This is a genomic window from Candidatus Anoxymicrobium japonicum (assembly GCA_002843005.1).
In the GTDB taxonomy this organism is placed as follows: domain Bacteria; phylum Actinomycetota; class Geothermincolia; order Fen-727; family Anoxymicrobiaceae; genus Anoxymicrobium; species Anoxymicrobium japonicum.
The window spans coordinates 1-16,965 of record PHEX01000001.1; the positions used below are offsets into that span (position 1 = coordinate 1).

16 protein-coding genes are annotated in these 16,965 nt (G+C 60.1%); 11 read left to right on the forward strand and 5 right to left on the reverse strand.

Annotated elements, in window-relative coordinates:
* Positions 1–172: 172 nt before the first annotated feature.
* From CVT63_00005 to rdgB, 4 genes are read left to right on the forward strand one after another with little or no spacing between them, the layout of a single operon-like run.
* Complete coding sequence (locus CVT63_00005; protein PKQ28936.1) at positions 173–1,021, forward strand: glutamate racemase; 849 nt, start codon at positions 173–175, stop codon at positions 1,019–1,021.
* The gene (locus CVT63_00010; GenBank protein ID PKQ28937.1) at positions 1,018–1,791 is read left to right on the forward strand and encodes a hypothetical protein; all 774 of its coding nucleotides are present in this window, start codon (positions 1,018–1,020) and stop codon (positions 1,789–1,791) included. The genes CVT63_00005 and CVT63_00010 overlap by 4 nt, the downstream gene beginning before the upstream one ends.
* Before the next feature lie 29 nt (positions 1,792–1,820).
* Entirely contained in the window at positions 1,821–2,552 is a 732-nt protein-coding gene (locus tag CVT63_00015; protein PKQ28970.1) for a ribonuclease PH, read from the forward strand.
* A gap of 3 nt (positions 2,553–2,555) precedes the next feature.
* Entirely contained in the window at positions 2,556–3,173 is a 618-nt protein-coding gene (rdgB, locus tag CVT63_00020; protein ID PKQ28938.1) for a non-canonical purine NTP pyrophosphatase, RdgB/HAM1 family, read from the forward strand.
* Here rdgB and CVT63_00025 read toward each other — a convergent pair.
* The 5 genes from CVT63_00025 to CVT63_00045 are packed head-to-tail and all read right to left on the reverse strand — an operon-like array spanning position 3,170 to position 8,978.
* On the reverse strand, positions 3,170–4,651 hold the full coding sequence (locus CVT63_00025) for a hypothetical protein (GenBank protein ID PKQ28939.1): 1,482 nt from the start codon (positions 4,649–4,651) through the stop codon (positions 3,170–3,172). The genes rdgB and CVT63_00025 overlap by 4 nt on opposite strands.
* The gene (locus CVT63_00030; GenBank protein ID PKQ28940.1) at positions 4,648–5,733 is read right to left on the reverse strand and encodes a hypothetical protein; all 1,086 of its coding nucleotides are present in this window, start codon (positions 5,731–5,733) and stop codon (positions 4,648–4,650) included. The genes CVT63_00025 and CVT63_00030 overlap by 4 nt, the downstream gene beginning before the upstream one ends.
* Positions 5,730–6,809, reverse strand: a complete 1,080-nt coding sequence (locus CVT63_00035) for a hypothetical protein (GenBank protein PKQ28941.1) — start codon at positions 6,807–6,809, stop codon at positions 5,730–5,732. The genes CVT63_00030 and CVT63_00035 overlap by 4 nt, the downstream gene beginning before the upstream one ends.
* Positions 6,806–8,038, reverse strand: coding sequence for a hypothetical protein (locus CVT63_00040; protein ID PKQ28942.1), 1,233 nt, complete (start codon positions 8,036–8,038; stop codon positions 6,806–6,808). The genes CVT63_00035 and CVT63_00040 overlap by 4 nt, the downstream gene beginning before the upstream one ends.
* Complete coding sequence (locus CVT63_00045) at positions 8,022–8,978, reverse strand: hypothetical protein (GenBank protein PKQ28943.1); 957 nt, start codon at positions 8,976–8,978, stop codon at positions 8,022–8,024. The genes CVT63_00040 and CVT63_00045 overlap by 17 nt, the downstream gene beginning before the upstream one ends.
* A gap of 25 nt (positions 8,979–9,003) precedes the next feature.
* On the opposite strand from CVT63_00045, the gene CVT63_00050 reads away from it, so the two are divergent.
* The 7 genes from CVT63_00050 to CVT63_00080 are packed head-to-tail and all read left to right on the forward strand — an operon-like array spanning position 9,004 to position 16,893.
* Positions 9,004–9,195 (forward strand): hypothetical protein, encoded by a 192-nt coding sequence (locus CVT63_00050; GenBank protein ID PKQ28944.1) that lies wholly within the window; start codon positions 9,004–9,006, stop codon positions 9,193–9,195.
* 15 nt (positions 9,196–9,210) lie between these two features.
* Positions 9,211–10,077, forward strand: a complete 867-nt coding sequence (rfbD, locus tag CVT63_00055; GenBank protein ID PKQ28945.1) for a dTDP-4-dehydrorhamnose reductase — start codon at positions 9,211–9,213, stop codon at positions 10,075–10,077.
* Positions 10,074–11,318, forward strand: coding sequence for a glycosyltransferase family 1 protein (locus tag CVT63_00060; protein ID PKQ28946.1), 1,245 nt, complete (start codon positions 10,074–10,076; stop codon positions 11,316–11,318). The genes rfbD and CVT63_00060 overlap by 4 nt, the downstream gene beginning before the upstream one ends.
* A 42-nt stretch (positions 11,319–11,360) precedes the next feature.
* The gene (locus tag CVT63_00065; protein PKQ28947.1) at positions 11,361–11,843 is read left to right on the forward strand and encodes a hypothetical protein; all 483 of its coding nucleotides are present in this window, start codon (positions 11,361–11,363) and stop codon (positions 11,841–11,843) included.
* Positions 11,840–13,711, forward strand: a complete 1,872-nt coding sequence (locus CVT63_00070; GenBank protein PKQ28948.1) for a hypothetical protein — start codon at positions 11,840–11,842, stop codon at positions 13,709–13,711. Before CVT63_00065 ends, CVT63_00070 begins: the two co-directional genes overlap by 4 nt.
* The gene (locus CVT63_00075; protein ID PKQ28949.1) at positions 13,698–15,365 is read left to right on the forward strand and encodes a hypothetical protein; all 1,668 of its coding nucleotides are present in this window, start codon (positions 13,698–13,700) and stop codon (positions 15,363–15,365) included. The genes CVT63_00070 and CVT63_00075 overlap by 14 nt, the downstream gene beginning before the upstream one ends.
* Positions 15,334–16,893: a hypothetical protein gene (locus CVT63_00080; protein ID PKQ28950.1), complete on the forward strand. Its 1,560-nt coding sequence runs from the start codon at positions 15,334–15,336 to the stop codon at positions 16,891–16,893. Before CVT63_00075 ends, CVT63_00080 begins: the two co-directional genes overlap by 32 nt.
* The last annotated feature ends 72 nt before the right edge of the window (positions 16,894–16,965 follow it).

Below are 16,965 nucleotides of genomic sequence, written 5' to 3' on the forward strand. Positions count from 1 at the left end.
CCGGTCGGCCTACGGCCTCCCTCCATCCCTGGGGCAACGCCCATACCTCCTGGAACCTCTAACACCATTGATGTAGAGTAAAATTCAATGGTAGACCCCGTCGGAATCAACTACGCGGGGTAGACGGAGAGGTAGACGGTGCCTGACCCCGGATGCGGATGGAGCAAGCAGGATGAAAGAAAAGCCGATAGGCATATTCGATAGCGGGGTAGGCGGGCTTACCGTGGCCAGGTCGGTGATTGACCGGTTGCCGGGAGAGCGCATAGTTTACCTGGGCGATGATGCGCGAGGGCCGTACGGTCCTCGCGATATCGGCGAGGTCCGCGAGTTCGCGCATCAGATCATCGAGTACTTGATCGGCTTCGGGGTCAAGCTTGTCGTCATCGCGTGCAACAGCGCTACCGCCGCCGCGCTCGCGGAGGCCCAGCGCGATTACGATATTCCGATTGTAGGCGTTATAGCGCCGGGTGTTCGCGCCGCGCTGCGACACTCAAAACGGCTGCATATCGGTGTAATCGGCACCAGGGTTACCATAGACAGCGGATCATACGAGAGGGCTATCGTCAAGATCGACCCGCGCGCCCGTGTTTTCGGCCAGGCGTGCCCTGAGTTTGTCGAGTTTGTCGAGCGCGGGGAGGTGACCGGCGATCACGTGATGGAGATTGCGTTGGGCTACATCGAACCGATGCTCGAGTCGGGCATAGACACGCTCATCATGGGGTGCACACACTATCCATTGCTTGCGCCACTCCTGCGCGAGGTCGTGGGTTCGGGTGTGGATCTCATTAACAGCGCGGACGCGACCGCCGCCGACATAGAAGAGATACTGGATCGTTTGGGCTGGCTTGCGGATAGGCGCTCCGGTTCAATAATATTTTTAACGACAGGCAATGTGGAGAAATGCCAGGAACTCGGGAGAATGTTTCTGGGGCCTGAGGTTCGCAAGGTGGTTGCCGTCAGTCTGGACGAGCATCCCGAGCTTGATTTCGCCGCTCTGGCAGAGGAGGATACAGATCAATGAGTCTGAAGGTGACGGTCTGTGGCAGCTCGGGCGGCTACGCGGGCGCCGGCAAGGCGTGCTCCGGATTTTTGCTTCAGAGTGAAAGTGGTACTTTACTGCTCGATATCGGCGCCGGTGTTCTGTCCAACGTTCTCAAGCACATTGAAGCCGATCAACTTGACGGGCTCGCGCTGACGCATATGCACTACGACCACTACAGCGACATATACGGGCTGTGCACAGCGCGATGCTTTAGAGAAACGGCCCTGCCGGCTCTGCCCGTGCTGGCCACGGCCGACGCGAAAGACATCATCGCCTCGCCGCTCGCGGAGCGAAGCCGTCCCGGGTTTTTCAAGTGTGTGAAAATGATTGCGCCCATTCCGGGCGAAGAAATCGACATAGCGGGTTTCAACGTGATGGCAAAGCCGTCCGAGCACGTTGTTGACGGCTTTATCTACAGGATCAATGTCGATGACAGGACGATCTGCTACTCGGGCGATACCGGCAGGTGCGACGCTGTGCTCGAGATGGCTTGCGACGTTGATCTCTTTATCTGCGAATCGACTTTCACGAGCGAATGGTTTCTCTCGCGGGAGGGGCACCTGGACGCGTTTGAGTCCGGACAGATCGCGGCTGATGCCGGGGTCAAAAGCCTGTTGCTGACCCACCTGTGGCCGACTCTTGATCCGGAGATCGCTCTTGTAGAAGCAAGCACCAGATATAATGGCCCGGTGGATATCGCGGTGGAGGGCTTGATGCTCTTTGTCGGCCCATATCCGTGCGCTACGTAATCGACACGCTTTAAAAGGAGACCGCTTTGATAAGGACGGACGGCAGAACTCCGGATCAGATGAGACCGGTGAAGATCACTCGCGATTACATACCACACGCGGAAGGCTCGGTTCTGATTGAACTCGGGCGCACGCGGGTTATCTGTACCGTGACGTACGAGGGGAAGGCGCCGCGATTCCTCGCCGGTACGCAGAGAGGTTGGGTAACGGCTGAGTACTCGATGCTACCTCGCTCGACAGGTATCCGCAGCAAGCGCGAGGCTACCTCCGGGCGTCAGGGAGGTAGGACTATGGAAATCCAGCGCCTCATCGGGAGGTCGTTGCGTGCCGTGACTGACGCGAGCGTGTTCCCGGATAGCACGTTTTGGGTTGACTGTGACGTTATCGAGGCGGACGGCGGGACCCGCACGGCCGCGATAACCGGCGCGTATGTGGCATTGCGCGACGCCTTTGACACCATGGTCGATGAAGGAGTGATCGCGAAATCCGGCGTTATCGGCAATATCGCCGCGATCAGCATTGGAGTGGTCGCGGGCGCGCCCTGTCTTGATCTCTGTTTTGAGGAAGACGTCCATGCGGATGTAGACTTGAACCTGGTAGCGACTGAGCGGGGCGAGATAATCGAAATACAGGGCACCTCAGAGCGCAGGCCCCTCGCGCGCGCGGATCTTGACACAATTCTCGATCTTGGACTGTCGGGCGTTCGTGAGCTTATCGCTTATCAAGATATCGTGCTGTCAGAAAAGCGGCCCGGCGTCTGATCCATGGACGTCGTCGTCGCCTCGAAAAACCACGGAAAGATTCGTGAGATCCGGGGAATTCTGGATCTTCCCGGATTGAATTTACTTACCTTTGAAGATCTCGGTGACTGGCCCGAGCGCGAGGAGACGGGCTTGACTTTCCAGGAGAACGCGACCATGAAAGCCGCCTGGTTGCTTGACCGTTTCGGGCGCGCGACTCTGGCCGACGACTCGGGGCTCGAGGTGGACTGGTTGGGAGGCCGGCCGGGCGTGCGCTCCTCGAGATACGCGGGGCCCGAGTGCGATCACGACAGAAACATCGCGAAATTGCTCGAGGAGATGGAAGACGCGCCACCCGCGAGCCGAACGGCGCGTTTCGTTTGTGTCATCGCGCTCGCGCTGCCAGGCGGTGAAGTGAAGCTTGCTCGTGGTGATTGCGAAGGTGTAATTCTGGGCGAGCGCATAGGCGTCGGCGGCTTTGGGTACGATTCGATCTTCCAGCCCGCGGGGTTCGGCCAATCCATGGCCCAGTTGTCGCTCGAGGAAAAGAACAGTATCAGCCACCGCGGCAAAGCGCTTCGCGCGATTCATGCGAAGTTTGCGGTAGACGTAGAGGTGGACGGTAGACCCCAGGAGGATTAATAGGCGGGGGGAAGTTTGCCGCCACCGTAGCGCATGTGGTATCTGCGGGCCAGGTAGACGGTGAAACAGAAGAACAGGAGCCACGCGGCCAGAAGCGTGACAGACATCACGCCCGCGGGGTGCAGCAGCGGGAACACAGAGAGCAGGAACTTTTTCACGACATTGTTGCCCAGGAAGTGCGAGAGGAAGATGTTGTCCGTGCCCTCCATCCCGTATGTCCCTACCATGAACCGGAACGCCCAGACAGTTGTCACGACCTGGTAGAGCGCAAGCAGCCCGGCTATTCCCCATGTGACTTTGGATCGCACGCGATCCAGGAAGAGCGCGATCGACAACAGGAACATGGGCGCCAGCGGGACCAGGTACCTCTGGACGGGTGCCGCGCCGCCGTTCCACGATTGGAACACTCCAAGCATCAGCGTGTGAAGCCCGATGCAAACCGGGAAGAATATCCACCACCTCTCCCATTCGAGATCCGTTTTCTGGCAGATGAGCCCGTGCGTGAAGAGGGCGTAGAGTGGCGCGAAGATCAACAACCCCCACGCCCGGTCGAGGTACAGTCCCGGGATGCCCCAGACTGAGTTCGTCCCCCAGTAGCCGCACTGGAACTTGCTTCCGCCTGACGCGGTTAGCCCCTGGAGTATCCTGGGCCCGAAGGCGACGCTGGTGAGCGCTATCAGCAACGCCGCGCAGACGACGCTCGGAGCGAGCCAGGCGAAAAGCAGTTTGAGATCCTTGCCGGGTCTCACAATTAGGAACAAGATGAAGAAGCTGATGGTGATCGCTATGAACTTGGGGTGGAATAGCGTGATCGCGCTACCCGAGAATCCCATCAAGGCGGCGTGGAACGGCCTCGCGGATTCCTTCAGGCGCCAGGCGCTCCACAGTCCGAGCGCAACCAGAAACACCCCCACTGTCTCGGGGTAGATTTGCCGCGAGTAAAACAGCAACGGATAGCTGAAGAACAAGAACAGCGTAACACCAGCCGCGATCCCACGGCTCACAAATCGATCGGTTAGCAGGAACGAGAATAACGCCGCCGCGCTCATCAACAGTATCATCGTCATGGCCGCGCCGGGGTAGCCGAACAGCCAGAACCCTGGCAACACCATGATTGAGATAAACATGGGGTGGGTTGACACGAACCTCCCGTTCTTGCCATGAGCCACGTGCCACATCGATATGTCCTGCTCGAAGTACGGCCTGTACTGCTGGGCCTTGTAGTTGTTGGTGAGGAAGACGTCGCCGTCGCGGATGATGCTCTCCGTGATAATGAGGTAATGCGGCTCGTCGCCTTGCGTCGAGGTCGCGCCGCGGAAGCGCGGCACGGCAATGAACACAAGCGTGTAGACGATGAATGTCAGAAGGAAGATGACAATTCCCACACGCGTTCGCCCGGGCAGACGCAACCACCTGGCGCCAGGTTCATGTGGGGCGTCGGTCACTTTCCACTTTTCTTTCCACTTTTTAAGCGTCACTGTTTCTTGCATACGAATATAAGGTCGAAGGCGCGGGACGGAGCGAGTCTCCCTGCCCACATCAGGCCTCTGTAGATGAATTTATAGCGGGGATTGCTGAACAGCGACACCAGCATGTCCACACGCAGGCCCCTCGGTCTGTACCAGTTGAGGATCAACTCGAGGTATATCCCGGTCACGTTTCGGACATCGAATCCACTTGCGCGCAGGGTGGCCCTGGCCTCGAGGAGGTTCATCTCCCGGACGTGCTCCGGGTGCACCGGCATGTCGCGCCGATTGGCCCGGGAGAGCAGGCGGTCGCGGTTGGGTGTCGAGATGATGAGCACGCCGCCGGGCTTGAGCACGCGCCTCCATTCGGCGAGCGCCGCGGCGGTGTCGCTAACGTGCTCGATTATCTCGCCCGCGTAAACGGTGTCAAAGGATGCGTCCTCAAAAGGAAGAGTGAGGGCATCTGCCACTATCCAATTCCACTGCGGCGCTAGGCCGCGCATCTTTTCCATGGCGGCGGAGTCGAGATCGCAACACGTGATGTCGAGATCCCATTTGTGGTTGATAAGGAAGAAGATGCTGTATCCCGAGCCGACGTCGAGCACCTTGCTGCCGACTGGGATGTTCTCGCGGAATATCCGAAAGAGCGATCGCAGGCGCGCCTCGTGAAAGCTATTGAAGAATGGGTGCTGGACCACGTACTCCTGCTGGTGGCCCTCAGCCTGGTAGTACCGCTCGAGCGCGCTGGTGTCAGTGACTTTGACGGCAAACTCCATGGCGTTTTCGGCGCACGTGAGACGGAGGATCATCTCGGGGCGCGTCATCATGTTGTCGCGGTGCGAGACGCTTGCCAGCGACGGTTGGCGCCGGCCTCCATCCACGGATAACGACAGGATGTCGTCTTTTGAGGCAAGCCAGTCAATATCAACTGACAGGCGTCCCGGCCCGGCGCCGTTAAACGTCCATGTGCCGACGAGGCTGTCGGGGCCATCGACGCCGGCGTACAGCACGGATACATCGAGAGATTTCTCGAGTCCCGGCCAATCCGGGAGTTCGAAGCTCACGCGCGATGTGGAAGCGTCGAGGTTCGTCATGGCGCACAAACCTCGAGCCTGGCGAGCGCGTTCTTGAGATCCTGCCGCACCGCGACGCCGGAGAACGCCTTGAGCCTCTCGCGCTGGCCACTTACAACGGTGTCGCACAAGAGAGCGTCGGCGCGAAGCGCCTCGAGCAGCTCGCCCACCATGGCGAACTCCTTGCGGTCGAAAGTCAGGCCCGCTCCCGCGAGCGTGTAGGGGATAGCGGTAGAGGAGTAGGCGACTATCGGCAGGTCGAACGCCATGCTCTCGACGAGAGGCACGGAAAACCCCTCGTGCTCGCTCATCGAAAGGAAGACGTCCGCGCCGCGGTAGTGCCCCGCGAGGTCGGCGTCGCTTACTCGTCCGGTGAAGCTTACGTTGTTCCACAAGCCGAAGGAGTCAATGAGCCACTGGAGCTGAGCGTCGTACCTGTTGACCCACGACGCGCCCACAATGAAGAGACGCGAGTTGGAGTTGACACACCGGTTGTAGTAGAAAAAAGCGCGGAGCACGTCCTCGATACGCTTGTTTGGAACGTTGCGCCCGACGAAAAGCACGTTGAACGAGTCTTGATGGTTATCAGCAGGGCCGGCGCTCCGCCCGGCGTTTCGCAGGCCGTCATAGTTCACGAAGATCGGCAGCACTCCTGTCTCCGCCGGCTCGAAACCGGCATCGACCAGCTCGAGCCTGTTGAACTCGGAATCGCCGAGCGCCAGGTCGCACTCCGCGAGCCGGGGAAGGAGGTCGCGGCCCATGCGGCAGAACGCGGCGACGCCTTTGTCGTAAGGCTCGAAGAACTCTGGGGGCGTGATGTTGTGGTAGATAAGGACACGTTTCGCTTTCGACTCGAGGTACCGCGTGTAGTTCCGGCAGTAGACGGAGTAATGGTAGATAAGGACGTCTTCGGAGGAGTCGGCGGTGTGGGAGTATTCGGAGTCGGGACGTGAGACCTGCCGCCCGAACCCGTCGGCGGTGTTGGCGAATATCTCGTTTTCGTAGCCCCACGATGAGAGCGCCCTGGCTATTTCGAGCGCCTGGTTACTTACCGCGTCGCCAAACTCCACGCGGGCGCAAAGCTGTCTGATTTTCAACTATCGCTCACTCCAAGCGCGTCAAAGAGACGTGTCAAAACCGAGTCCCAATTATACTCTCTCTCCACATAAGCCCGCCCCGCCTCGCCCATGCGGCGCGCAAGTTCCGGTTTGTCGAGCATCATGCTGAGCCCAGAGGCGAATTCGTCGTATCCGCGAAATGCCAGACCCCCGCCGCTGGATGAGACGTGTTCTGATGTAACAGCGCAATCCCGGCGAACGAGCGCCGGCGCACCGGTGAGCCACGACTCCAACAGGACTATGGACAGGCTCTCGTTGACCGAGGGCTGGCAGAAAACCGCCGCCGCCGCGTAGCCGTCCCACTTTTGCTGTTCGCTGACGCGTCCAACGTCGAAGATGATGTGCGACGAGTCAGATGGGATAGTCACCTCGCCCGCGCCCATCATGACAAGCGAAGCGCGGCCCGGGTTCTCGACAGCGAAGCGGCGAAAGTAATCCACGAGCAACGGCGTGCACTTGCCCTCCTCGCGACGCCCGGCGTACAGGACGAAGTCGCCCCGTACTGGCGCGCGGTCGCGGAAAGCGCGCGCGTCGCCGGCGAGCGCGTGGAAGCCCATGCCGACCACGGGGCCGGGATCGTCTACGCACAGCAATCTTGCGGCAAGCCTTCGCTCGCCGGCGCTGTTGAACATCAGCCCTTTGACGCTCGCGAGCATCCGGCGAATCAGTTCCAGGTGGGCGAACGGCTCGTCGTGCAGGCATGGGATGACATAAGAGGAATCCGGGCGGATGGCGCAGCCCAGGAACGTCGTTCCGAAAAGATAAGGCAGGAATATGAGGTGGGAGTAACGGCCGCCCTCGCGGCGGATGTGCTCAAAGAGCGCGTCGCTTGTCACGACGCCGGAAAGCCAGGCCCGCTGATCCCGTTCGTTTATGGTGTCGCCACGCATGATGGCCGACGCGATTCTGTGCATGTCAGGTTCCGCGATCCTGGTCTTCGCGTCGAAGCGGGTGACCGCGACGCCGTTTAGCTCGACTGTTCCCGGGGGGTAGTGATCGCGCCATGTGTGGTGGTCCAGCGCGCGTGTCGCGAGAGCGCTTACCTCAAAGCCACGGGAGGCAAGCTCCTCAGCGGTTCGCCGGGCGAGATCCTCCGCGCCGCCAACGACCTCCTCGCCGTACCGTGGGACGATAAACGCGGGGTGGAAACTGTCGCGGCTTGGGAGACGTGCGGGCAAGGCGCTCATAAGATCAGGGCTTGCGCGCAACGACGACGCGCCCGCCGGAGTCGCCGGGCCTTACCACGGAAATGTCGATGAAGCCGGCCATGGACAGCGCTTTTTTGACTACCGGAGCCGCGCACCACGCCGGGGCCGGGCCGCCGGAGGCGAATCCGTGAACCGTGACAGCCATCTTCCCGCGGGGCATGAGCGTAAGGTAGGAACGGCGAGCGAGCGAAATCAGCGCCTCGGGCCTCAGCCAGAAAGAAAGTTCGCTGACCACGAGCGCCTCCTGGCTTCCTTCATCGAGCTGGGCCAGAAAAGAGATTGGGGCCGCGGTCGTCGAGGTCTGCGTTCCGGCCGGCGCAACGTCCCACGCTGTTCCCTCTGAGACGCGCAGAACTTTGAACCCGGCATCAGCAAGCGCTTTTGATAATGCGGAAGGGCACGGCCCAACGATCGTTGCCCGGTGAGTGCCCTTGAAATACTCCGCAATGGCCGAGGAGGACGCATCCGCTTCTCCTTCGGTCAGGAGAGCGCCGGCAAGCTCGCTCAAATCTTCCTCGGCTGCATGAGCCTCGGCCCTTTCGGCAACCGCTTGAGCGCGCACGGCCTCGAGAGCGGCGGCCGCGTGCCTGTTGAACGTAGTCTGTTCGCGCTGGATAGGGCCGACGGCGATGCGCGCCCACAACCGGGCAAGCCGCTTCGCGAATATGATAAACGGTCGAATGAGGCGACCTTTTTCTGTTTGAACGGGGTAGGCGGCGCTGACTTCCCAGGATGAGAGCGCTCGCTTCGCGGCGTAATCCAACTCCGCTATCGGCGGCAGGGCGCCGTACCCTTCCTCATCAGGCAGACGTTCGGCCAGCAACGCCTCGACATCGCGCGAGCAGGCGCCCGACAGTCTGCGCGCCTCGACCCTCTCCGCCAGCTCCGCCTCGAGCGCGGCGGTGTCGATTCCTTTGCCGTGTACTTTGAAGTCAGACATCAGGACAACCTCCGGAAGAATAGTAGTGGAATTATACCAACTTTTAGTTTTGTGGATCAGTCCCTTGATACCAAAAGGCATAGTGGGGTTGGCTCAAGGGGACAAGAATGCGAAAGTCCACCTCAAGGGCGGCGTGAATGCGCTATCTTTGAGAGGTGCGCTGAGCGCGCGAGGTCAGGAGAAAGTGCGAAAGTCAACGGATACGAAACGCGAATAATGATATCCTTTTACCATGAAGATACTTTTGACCGGCAGCAACGGACAGCTTGGCGCCGATTTCCGGCGCGTGGCCGGGCATGAGCACGAGGTCGTCGCCCACGATCTGGATCTCGACATCACGGATCGCCGGGCGGTCAAGGCGCGCGTGTCCGAGGTCGAGCCTGACATTGTCGTGAACGCGGCCGCTTACACCAACGTGGATGCGGCCGAGTCCGATGAGCTCAACGCCTACAATGTGAACGCGCTGGGGCCCTGGAACCTCGCGCTCGCGTGCCAGGCGGCGGGGGTTCCTCTACTGCACGTGTCAACCGACTTTGTCTTCAGCGGCGAGTCCGACACCCCTTACACCGAGTTCGATCTGCCAGATCCCAGTGGCGTTTATGGGAAGAGCAAGTACGCGGGCGAGCTGTACGTCACCGGCCTGCTCGACCGCTATTACATCTGCAGAACGTCGTGGCTATACGGCGTGGGTGGAGGCAACTTTGTGAAGACCATGCTCACCGCAGGCAGAGAGCGCAACGAGGTGAAGGTCGTTGACGACCAGGAGGGCGCTCCCACATATTCACTCGACCTGGCGCGCAAGCTCCTGGAGATAATCGCGACCGGAGCTTACGGCGTCTATCACTTGAGCAACCAGGGCAGCATCACCTGGAGACAGTTTGCTTGCGACATCTTCGAGATCGCTGGAATAGATACGCCCGTCTTGCCGATAACCACCCGCGAGCTTGACAGGCCCGCGCCGCGCCCGCGGTACTCGACAATGAGAGGGCTCGCGCTCGAGATGGCGGGCATGGCCCCGATGCGCCCGTACCGCGAGGCGCTTGAGCAGTTCATCTTAGAGGATATTCCTTCCTTCCATGCTGAGGTGAGCGCGCCTTGAAGTGCCTTCACCTGATCCACAGGTACTGGCCCGCGCGCGGCGGCTCCGAGAAGTTTTTCATCGAGATCAGTGAGCGGCTGGTCGCGGACGGCAACGAGGTCACGGTCTTCACGACCGACGCCCTGGACATTCAGCACTACTGGCTCCCGAACAAGGAGCGCATCGATAATCCCCGCGAGACGCACAACGGGGTCGATATCCGCAGGTTTAACGTCAAGCGCCTCCCAAAGCATTCGCAGGCCCTGCGGGTGCTGGGAAAAATCCCCGGGCTCGCGCCCCGCAGCGTCTTCTCGTTCCCCTCGCCGCTGGCGCCGGGCATGCTCAAGAGTGTTTTTTCTTCCGAGAGGTTCGACATAGTCCACGCCACGGCGCTCCCGTACGATTCGATACTGTACTGCGCGTACCGCATCGCGAAGCGGCAGGAAATACCGCTTGTTTACTCGCCGTTTTTTCACCTTGGCGAGGAAGGCGTGAAAGACGTGCGCCGCTTCTACACGCGAGGGCATCAGATGCGGCTGATAAAGAGCGCCGACAGAGTTCTCGTTCAGACCGGCATCGAGCGCGATTTCCTGGCGGCGTCGGGGTTTCCCCATGAGCGGATGGTGCTTTTGGGCATGGGCATCAACCCGTCGGAGCTGGCGGGCGGCGACGGGACGCGCTTCAGGCGCAAACACGACATCGCCGGGCCGATCGTCTGCTATATCGGGCCCAGGACGTACGACAAAGGGACATTCCACCTTCTCGACGCGATGGAGAAGTTATGGGCCGGCGGCGACCCGTCCACGCTGGTTCTTGCCGGCATGGACATCGAGGATTTCAGGCGCTACCACGCGAAGTTGCCCGCGCGCCTGAAGTCGAAGTGCGTCCTGCTCGACTACGTCCCCGAGCAAGACAAACTCGACCTGCTGGACGCGTGTAACTTGCTGGCGCTTCCATCCAGGTCGGATTCGTTCGGCATCGTCTTTCTCGAGGCGTGGTTCTACGGCAAGCCGGTGGTCGGCGCGCTCGCCGGCGGCATACCCGGGCTGGTTCGCGACGGCATCGACGGCCTGCTCGTTTCGTTCGGTGACGTCAAGGAACTCGCGCTCTCGATACAGAAATTGCTATTGGATCAGGAGTACGCGCGCTCTCTGGGCGAGGCCGGCCGCCAGCGCACGCTCGCGGAGTTCACGTGGGACAAAAAGTACGCCGTGGTCAAGCAGTTGTACGAGGAGCTTACGGGCGCTGGCGTCGAATCGTAGTCCGGCTTCACTTGAGGCGCGAGAGTTGTAGCACAAGCAGGTATGGTTTTCATGCGGAACAACGGCATCGACGTAGAACAGGTGATGGAAGAGGTTAACCGCGCGATCGCTTCTCCGCACACACTGCTCGCCGATTTCTGGAAAGAGAAGCGTCCCACCGCGCCGTGCGTTTCCTTTTTGTATCCGCCGCACTCCCGAACGTTGAGGGTCAACCTCGACATGGTCAGCAGGAACTGGGAGGTTGATCCCGAGTTCGAGGTGGGTTCGCGCAGACGCGTCGCCGGCCGGCTCGTGATAGCTTTCAAGAAGCTGACACGTGGCCTGCTGCGCTGGTACGTAAACCCCATCGTCCACCAGATCCGCAAGTTCAACATGTTGGTCACGCGCACTTTATTTGACCTGGCTAACAACTTGGACGAGGTCTCAGGCAGGGTCATCGAACTGGAGAAGCAAGAAGTCGAGCGCAGGCTCAAAGAGCTCGAGCAAAAAATCTCGCGGCTCGAGGATGGGAGCGCCAGCTCATGACGCTTGAGCGCGTGAGGCCGGTCACTGTGATAGTGCTGACGTGGAACGGGCTCGAGGTCATCAAAAATTGCCTGCGAACCGTGTTCGAGAAAACGACCCACCCGGATTTCGAGGTTCTGGTGGTGGATAACGGCAGCACCGACGGCACAGTGGAGTACGTCCGCGCGCTCGAGGGCGTCAGGCTCATCGAAAACTCGCGAAACCTGGGTTTCGTGGGCGGCAACAACGCGGGCATCGCGGCCACCACGGGCGATGTCGCGCTCCTCAACAACGACACGGAGATAATTCAGGGCGACTGGCTCGAGCGGATGCAGGCGCTCGCCTGTTCACAGGACGAGATAGGCGTTGTCGGGTGCCGGTTGATCAACGCTGAAGGCAATCTCGTTCATGCCGGAACTTACATGCCACGCCCGAGTTTCTGGGGGCAGGAGTATCCAGGCAATGAGCGGGATATCGGGCAGTACACTCGGGATCGCGAGGTGGAAGGTGTCATCGCGGCGTGTGTCTATATTAAGAGGCGCGTTATCGAGGACGTCGGCGCGCTGGACGCGGAGTACTTCTCGTACTTCGAGGATACCGATTTCTGCTTGAAGGCGCAGGGCGCCGGCTTCAAGATCTACTGTTGCGGCGGCGTAACCGTCAAGCACCTCGAGAACGCTTCAACCGCCGTGAACCGCATGGATTTTTCGGGCACGTTCAGGCGCTCGCGCGAGGTGTTTCTGTCGAAGTGGAAAGAATTTTACGAAGAGAGCCGCGCCCACAGCCTTACCTGGCGCTCTTTCATATCGGGGCAGGGGACATATTCGAGGGCAAGCGCAAAACTTCTCTGGGCGCTCGATCGCGCCGGCGTGGATGTGAACCTGGCGTTTCTGGAGGGCGCGGAGAGCGCAGAGCTGAACGACTTCCGGCTCAACGACATGAAGAACAGGGGCGCCGACCGCAAACGCCCGCAAGTGCTTTTTGGGCCGCCCGACATGCTCGAGCGGGCCGATGGCTCGTACAACATTGGCTACGTCTTCACTCCTTACGACCGGTTTGACCATTCATGGGTGAAAGAGATGAACCGGATGGACGAGATCTGGGTCACAAGCGAGTTTCAAAGGAACGCGGCGCTCGCGTCGGGCGTGAAGAGAGAGATATTCGTGATGCCCTTCGGTGTTGATCCCGACTACTTCCACCCTCAGATCAAGTCGTTCGCGCTTCCGGAGCGGTTTGTGTTTCTGGCGCCGGTACAGTGGGGCGAATCATTCGCGTCGGAGACGTTGTTGCGCGCTTTCACCGACGAGTTTGCGCCCGACGAGAAAGTCGTACTGGTGATGAACGTGACGTCACCGGCTTTTGCTGAGAGCTCATGCTTGCCGCGAGGTTTGGCGGCTGTGCCCGCGGCTGCGGGCTGTAGCGCCGAGGTGGAAGAGGCTGTCGAAGCGATGGCTCTGCCGGCGGATCGGGCGCCGGTCGTGTTTGTGATCGACCACGAGATCGAGCCGTATCAGTCAGGTTGCCTGTATCGCTCCACCGACTGCGTGGTGCTCGCGGGCAGGGCGGCGGAGAGTGGCGAGGTCGCGGCCGACGCGCTCGCGTGCGGTGTGCCGATCGTTGCCGTTGACTGGGGCGCCAACTCGTCACTTATCGACGGCGTTCGCGCTATCGGGGTAGAGAGCGGAATGGTTCAGGCGCCAGAGGCTGGCCTTCGGTGGGCGGATCCCTCCTATGACAGTATGCGCGAGGCGCTGCGCAAGGCGGTCACGACGAGCGACGCGGCGAAAAGGAGCGCGCTCGGGCACGGCGGGGAGTTGCGATCCAGGTTGTCGTGGGACGAACTGGCCGCGAAGATGACAAAGAGGCTGGATAGCATTGCCGGCGGATAGTCCCGCCCGCCTCAAGCGCCAGGTTCGCGAAAGGAAGCTCTCCGAGCGGGTGCTTAGACTCGCGCGCCAGCACCGGGCGGCGCTTGTGGTTATCGGGATAATGCTCGTGGCGTTTCTCCTCCGTTTGCACTATCTTTCGAAGCACACCGAGCATACGGCCGACAGCTATTATTTTCTCATCCTCGCGCGTTCGATCAGAGACACCTTCACGTACATGGTCAGGGGCGTCGCTCACACAAAGTACCTGCCGGGTTATCCCATAATGATATGGCTGGGAAGCTACATATTTGGTGATCTCGCGCGTTCGGCGAACATGATAGCGTTGCTGGGCGGTACGTTCACGGCGCTCGCGACCTACGGCATCGGCAGGGAGCTGTTCAACAAGTGGACAGGAGTCGTTGCCGCGGTTGTAGTCGCGTTCCAGCCGACTTTCCTGAAGTGGACCGTCCTCTCCATGACCGAAGGGCTTTTCACTTTCCTGTTTGCCGCCGGCGTCTATCTGCTGCTTACCGGGTGCAAACGGGCGTCGCCGGCGAGGCGCGCGCTTGGCGCCGCGGCGGGCGGTCTGTGCTTCCTTGTGAGGTGGGAGGGGATGCTCTTTCTTCCTATCATGGGGCTTATCGCTCTCATCTACATCAAGGACTCGAAGTTTCGCTGGTGGGAGCCGGCGCTGGCGCTATTTGCCTTTGGCGCGCCGATGAGCGTATATGTCGCGCGAAACCTGATCGAGACGGGCAAAGTCACCTCGTACGTCGGCGAGTTCAAGGATTACAGCACTCAGGTTTCATACCAGGTGCTCAAGCACAGGACGAAGGTCTACGCCTGGAACGGCATGTCGGACGCGTTGTTCTCCGCGCTGTTTTTCATCGGCGCGGCATACTGCCTCGCGCGCCGGAAGTGGAAAGGTTTCCTCGTCGCGGCAGGGTGGTTCGGCATTTTCGTGGGGTTTCACCTTTTCTGGTACTACGCTTACGAGAGGTTCATGGCGCCAGCGGTTCCGGCGGTCGGACTCATCATAGGATTCATGTTTGTGGATATGGCAACCCTGTCGTGGGCGTTTTTCTCAAAGGCCCGCGAACGCGAGAGCGCATCGCCCGCCAGGTCAGCGGTACTGAGCGGCGCGCGGGTCGCCTGCCTTGTCGTTCTGGCGGCGTTGCTCGTGACCGTGGTCTCACACGGACTCGCGCGCGCGGATCTGGTCATCAAGCAAAACTACCTGGCGTTTGCCGACGATCACGGCGGCAGGGGGATGGAGCAGGCGGCCGGATGGCTTGACAGGAACGCGCGCGGGGAAACAGTCGCATGCGACGCGGGCCCGTATTTCCGGTGGCTGTACTATCCCGGCGACGTCCTCTACATGCGACCGGTTCCATGGGATCTTCCCGTGGAGCCCGCCGACGTTACCTGCCAGGACGCGGTGCGCCAGTTGAACGAGCGGGGCGTGAGATATATTGTCATAGGGCAGACAGAAAAGGGCGTGGACGACGAGCTCGGCGTCTTCGGGATTGTCGGCGCGTACAGGTCACAGATCAGGGAAGTAAAGCGCTGGGTCAATCATTATGACTACCCGTCGCCACACGACCTCACCACTGTGATCTTTGAGATTGTCCTGAAGAGCCCCACTGTTGAAAGGAGTGACATTGAAGCCCGCTGATGACAAGCTCAAAGATAGAATATTCTTTATCTTGTTGTTCGCGCTCATTGGCGGATACGTCGCGACGTTCCTTACGCTATCGCTGTTGCGCTATTCCAACTTCAGGGGCTCGGGGCTCGACACCGCGATCTACAACCAGATCGTCTGGCTGTTTTCCAGGTTCAAGGCGCCCGTAAGCACGATAAGGGGCATGCACTTTTTCGGCGACCACATGTCGCCCATCCTCTTTCTTCTGTCGCCACTCAATTGGGGAGGAGGCAAGCCCACTGTGCTCCTCACTTTGCAGACGGTGGCTCTGGGCGCGGGAGCGATACCCCTCTACCTTCTCGCTGTGCGAAAACTCAAGAGCCGATGGGTGGGACTCGGCATCGCCGCGGCATACCTGTTCTACCCCGCGCTCCAGAACCAGAACCTTGCCGATTTCCATCCCGAAGTACTGGGAACCGCCTTCCTTCTGTTCGCCTTCCTGGCGATAGACAAACGGCGGTTCGTGTGGTTCTACGCCCTGTGCATCCTCACGGTGATAACCAAGGAGGACATGGCTTTGCCTGTTCTGGTCCTCGGTGTCATCGTCTACTTACTGTACGACAAGCGCGCGGGAGTCATAGTCATGATCGGCTCGGCCGTGTACTTCCTGGCTTCCGTGCTGTTTCTGATACCCCACTTCGCTCCAGCGGGCTACCAGTACGCAGGCAGGCTCAATGCCTTCGGGACGACGACAGGAGAAGCAATCAAGAATTTCTTCCTGCGCCCGAGGCGAACCATCAGCATCCTCGCTACGCGCGAGAACCTGAGATACTTTTTCGACTTGTTGTTGCCTGTAGCTTTTCTCAGCCTTTTCGCCCCCGTCTTCCTGCTGCCAGCGTTCCCCGCTTTCCTTGTGAACATCATCAGCGACTTCCAGCCACAGCACACAATCACGTACCAGTACGCCGCGGCGATAATCCCGTTCGTCTTCATAGCCCTGGTGTTCGGCTTGAAGAGGATCTCCAAGTGGTCGGAGGGAGCATTCCGCTCGCAGTTCGTAATCGGTGGGATCGTCGTTGTCGTGCTGGCGTGCTCTCTCTCGGGCAACTTTTATTTTGGCCAGAGCCCGCTCGCGGCAGAGTTCCGTACAGCGAACTACGGCGCTGATAAGCACATTACGGCGATCCGCGAGGGCCTGGAGCTGATACCCGCGGACGCCTCTGTCTCTGCGCAGACCTACATGCTGGCCCATCTGTCTAACAGGGAGAAGGTCTATCAGTTCCCCGAGCCGTTCAGGTATCTGGTAGACCAGAAGTACTACGATCAGCTCGGCACGATGTTGAACACGGTGCAGGATGACGCTAAAAAGTTGATCTTCCCCAGGACATACAGGGTGAAGGACAGGGGCAGGAGCATTGCCCCGCAGTACGTCATTGTCGACTCGGGCTCCACCTACAGGATCTCGAAAGAGATGTACGACGCGCTGATACGGCGCCTGCAGTCAGATGGTGGCTACAAGCAGATATACAACAAAGACGGCGTTCTAGTCCTGAAAATTTAACTTTGGGAGCAGTCCCCCATGGCGTGCGGACGCGCCGCCACCATCCATGCCCCCTCGCCCGGGGTCACCGCG

Coding starts and splice junctions, on each gene's coding strand:
- CVT63_00065 (PKQ28947.1), top strand. CDS start 11,361: ATGGTTTTCATGCGGAACAACGGCATCGACGTAGAACAGGTGATGGAA.
- CVT63_00005 (PKQ28936.1), top strand. CDS start 173: ATGAAAGAAAAGCCGATAGGCATATTCGATAGCGGGGTAGGCGGGCTT.
- CVT63_00070 (PKQ28948.1), top strand. CDS start 11,840: ATGACGCTTGAGCGCGTGAGGCCGGTCACTGTGATAGTGCTGACGTGG.
- CVT63_00045 (PKQ28943.1), bottom strand. CDS start 8,978: ATGTCTGACTTCAAAGTACACGGCAAAGGAATCGACACCGCCGCGCTC.
- rfbD (PKQ28945.1), top strand. CDS start 9,211: ATGAAGATACTTTTGACCGGCAGCAACGGACAGCTTGGCGCCGATTTC.
- CVT63_00030 (PKQ28940.1), bottom strand. CDS start 5,733: ATGACGAACCTCGACGCTTCCACATCGCGCGTGAGCTTCGAACTCCCG.
- rdgB (PKQ28938.1), top strand. CDS start 2,556: ATGGACGTCGTCGTCGCCTCGAAAAACCACGGAAAGATTCGTGAGATC.
- CVT63_00010 (PKQ28937.1), top strand. CDS start 1,018: ATGAGTCTGAAGGTGACGGTCTGTGGCAGCTCGGGCGGCTACGCGGGC.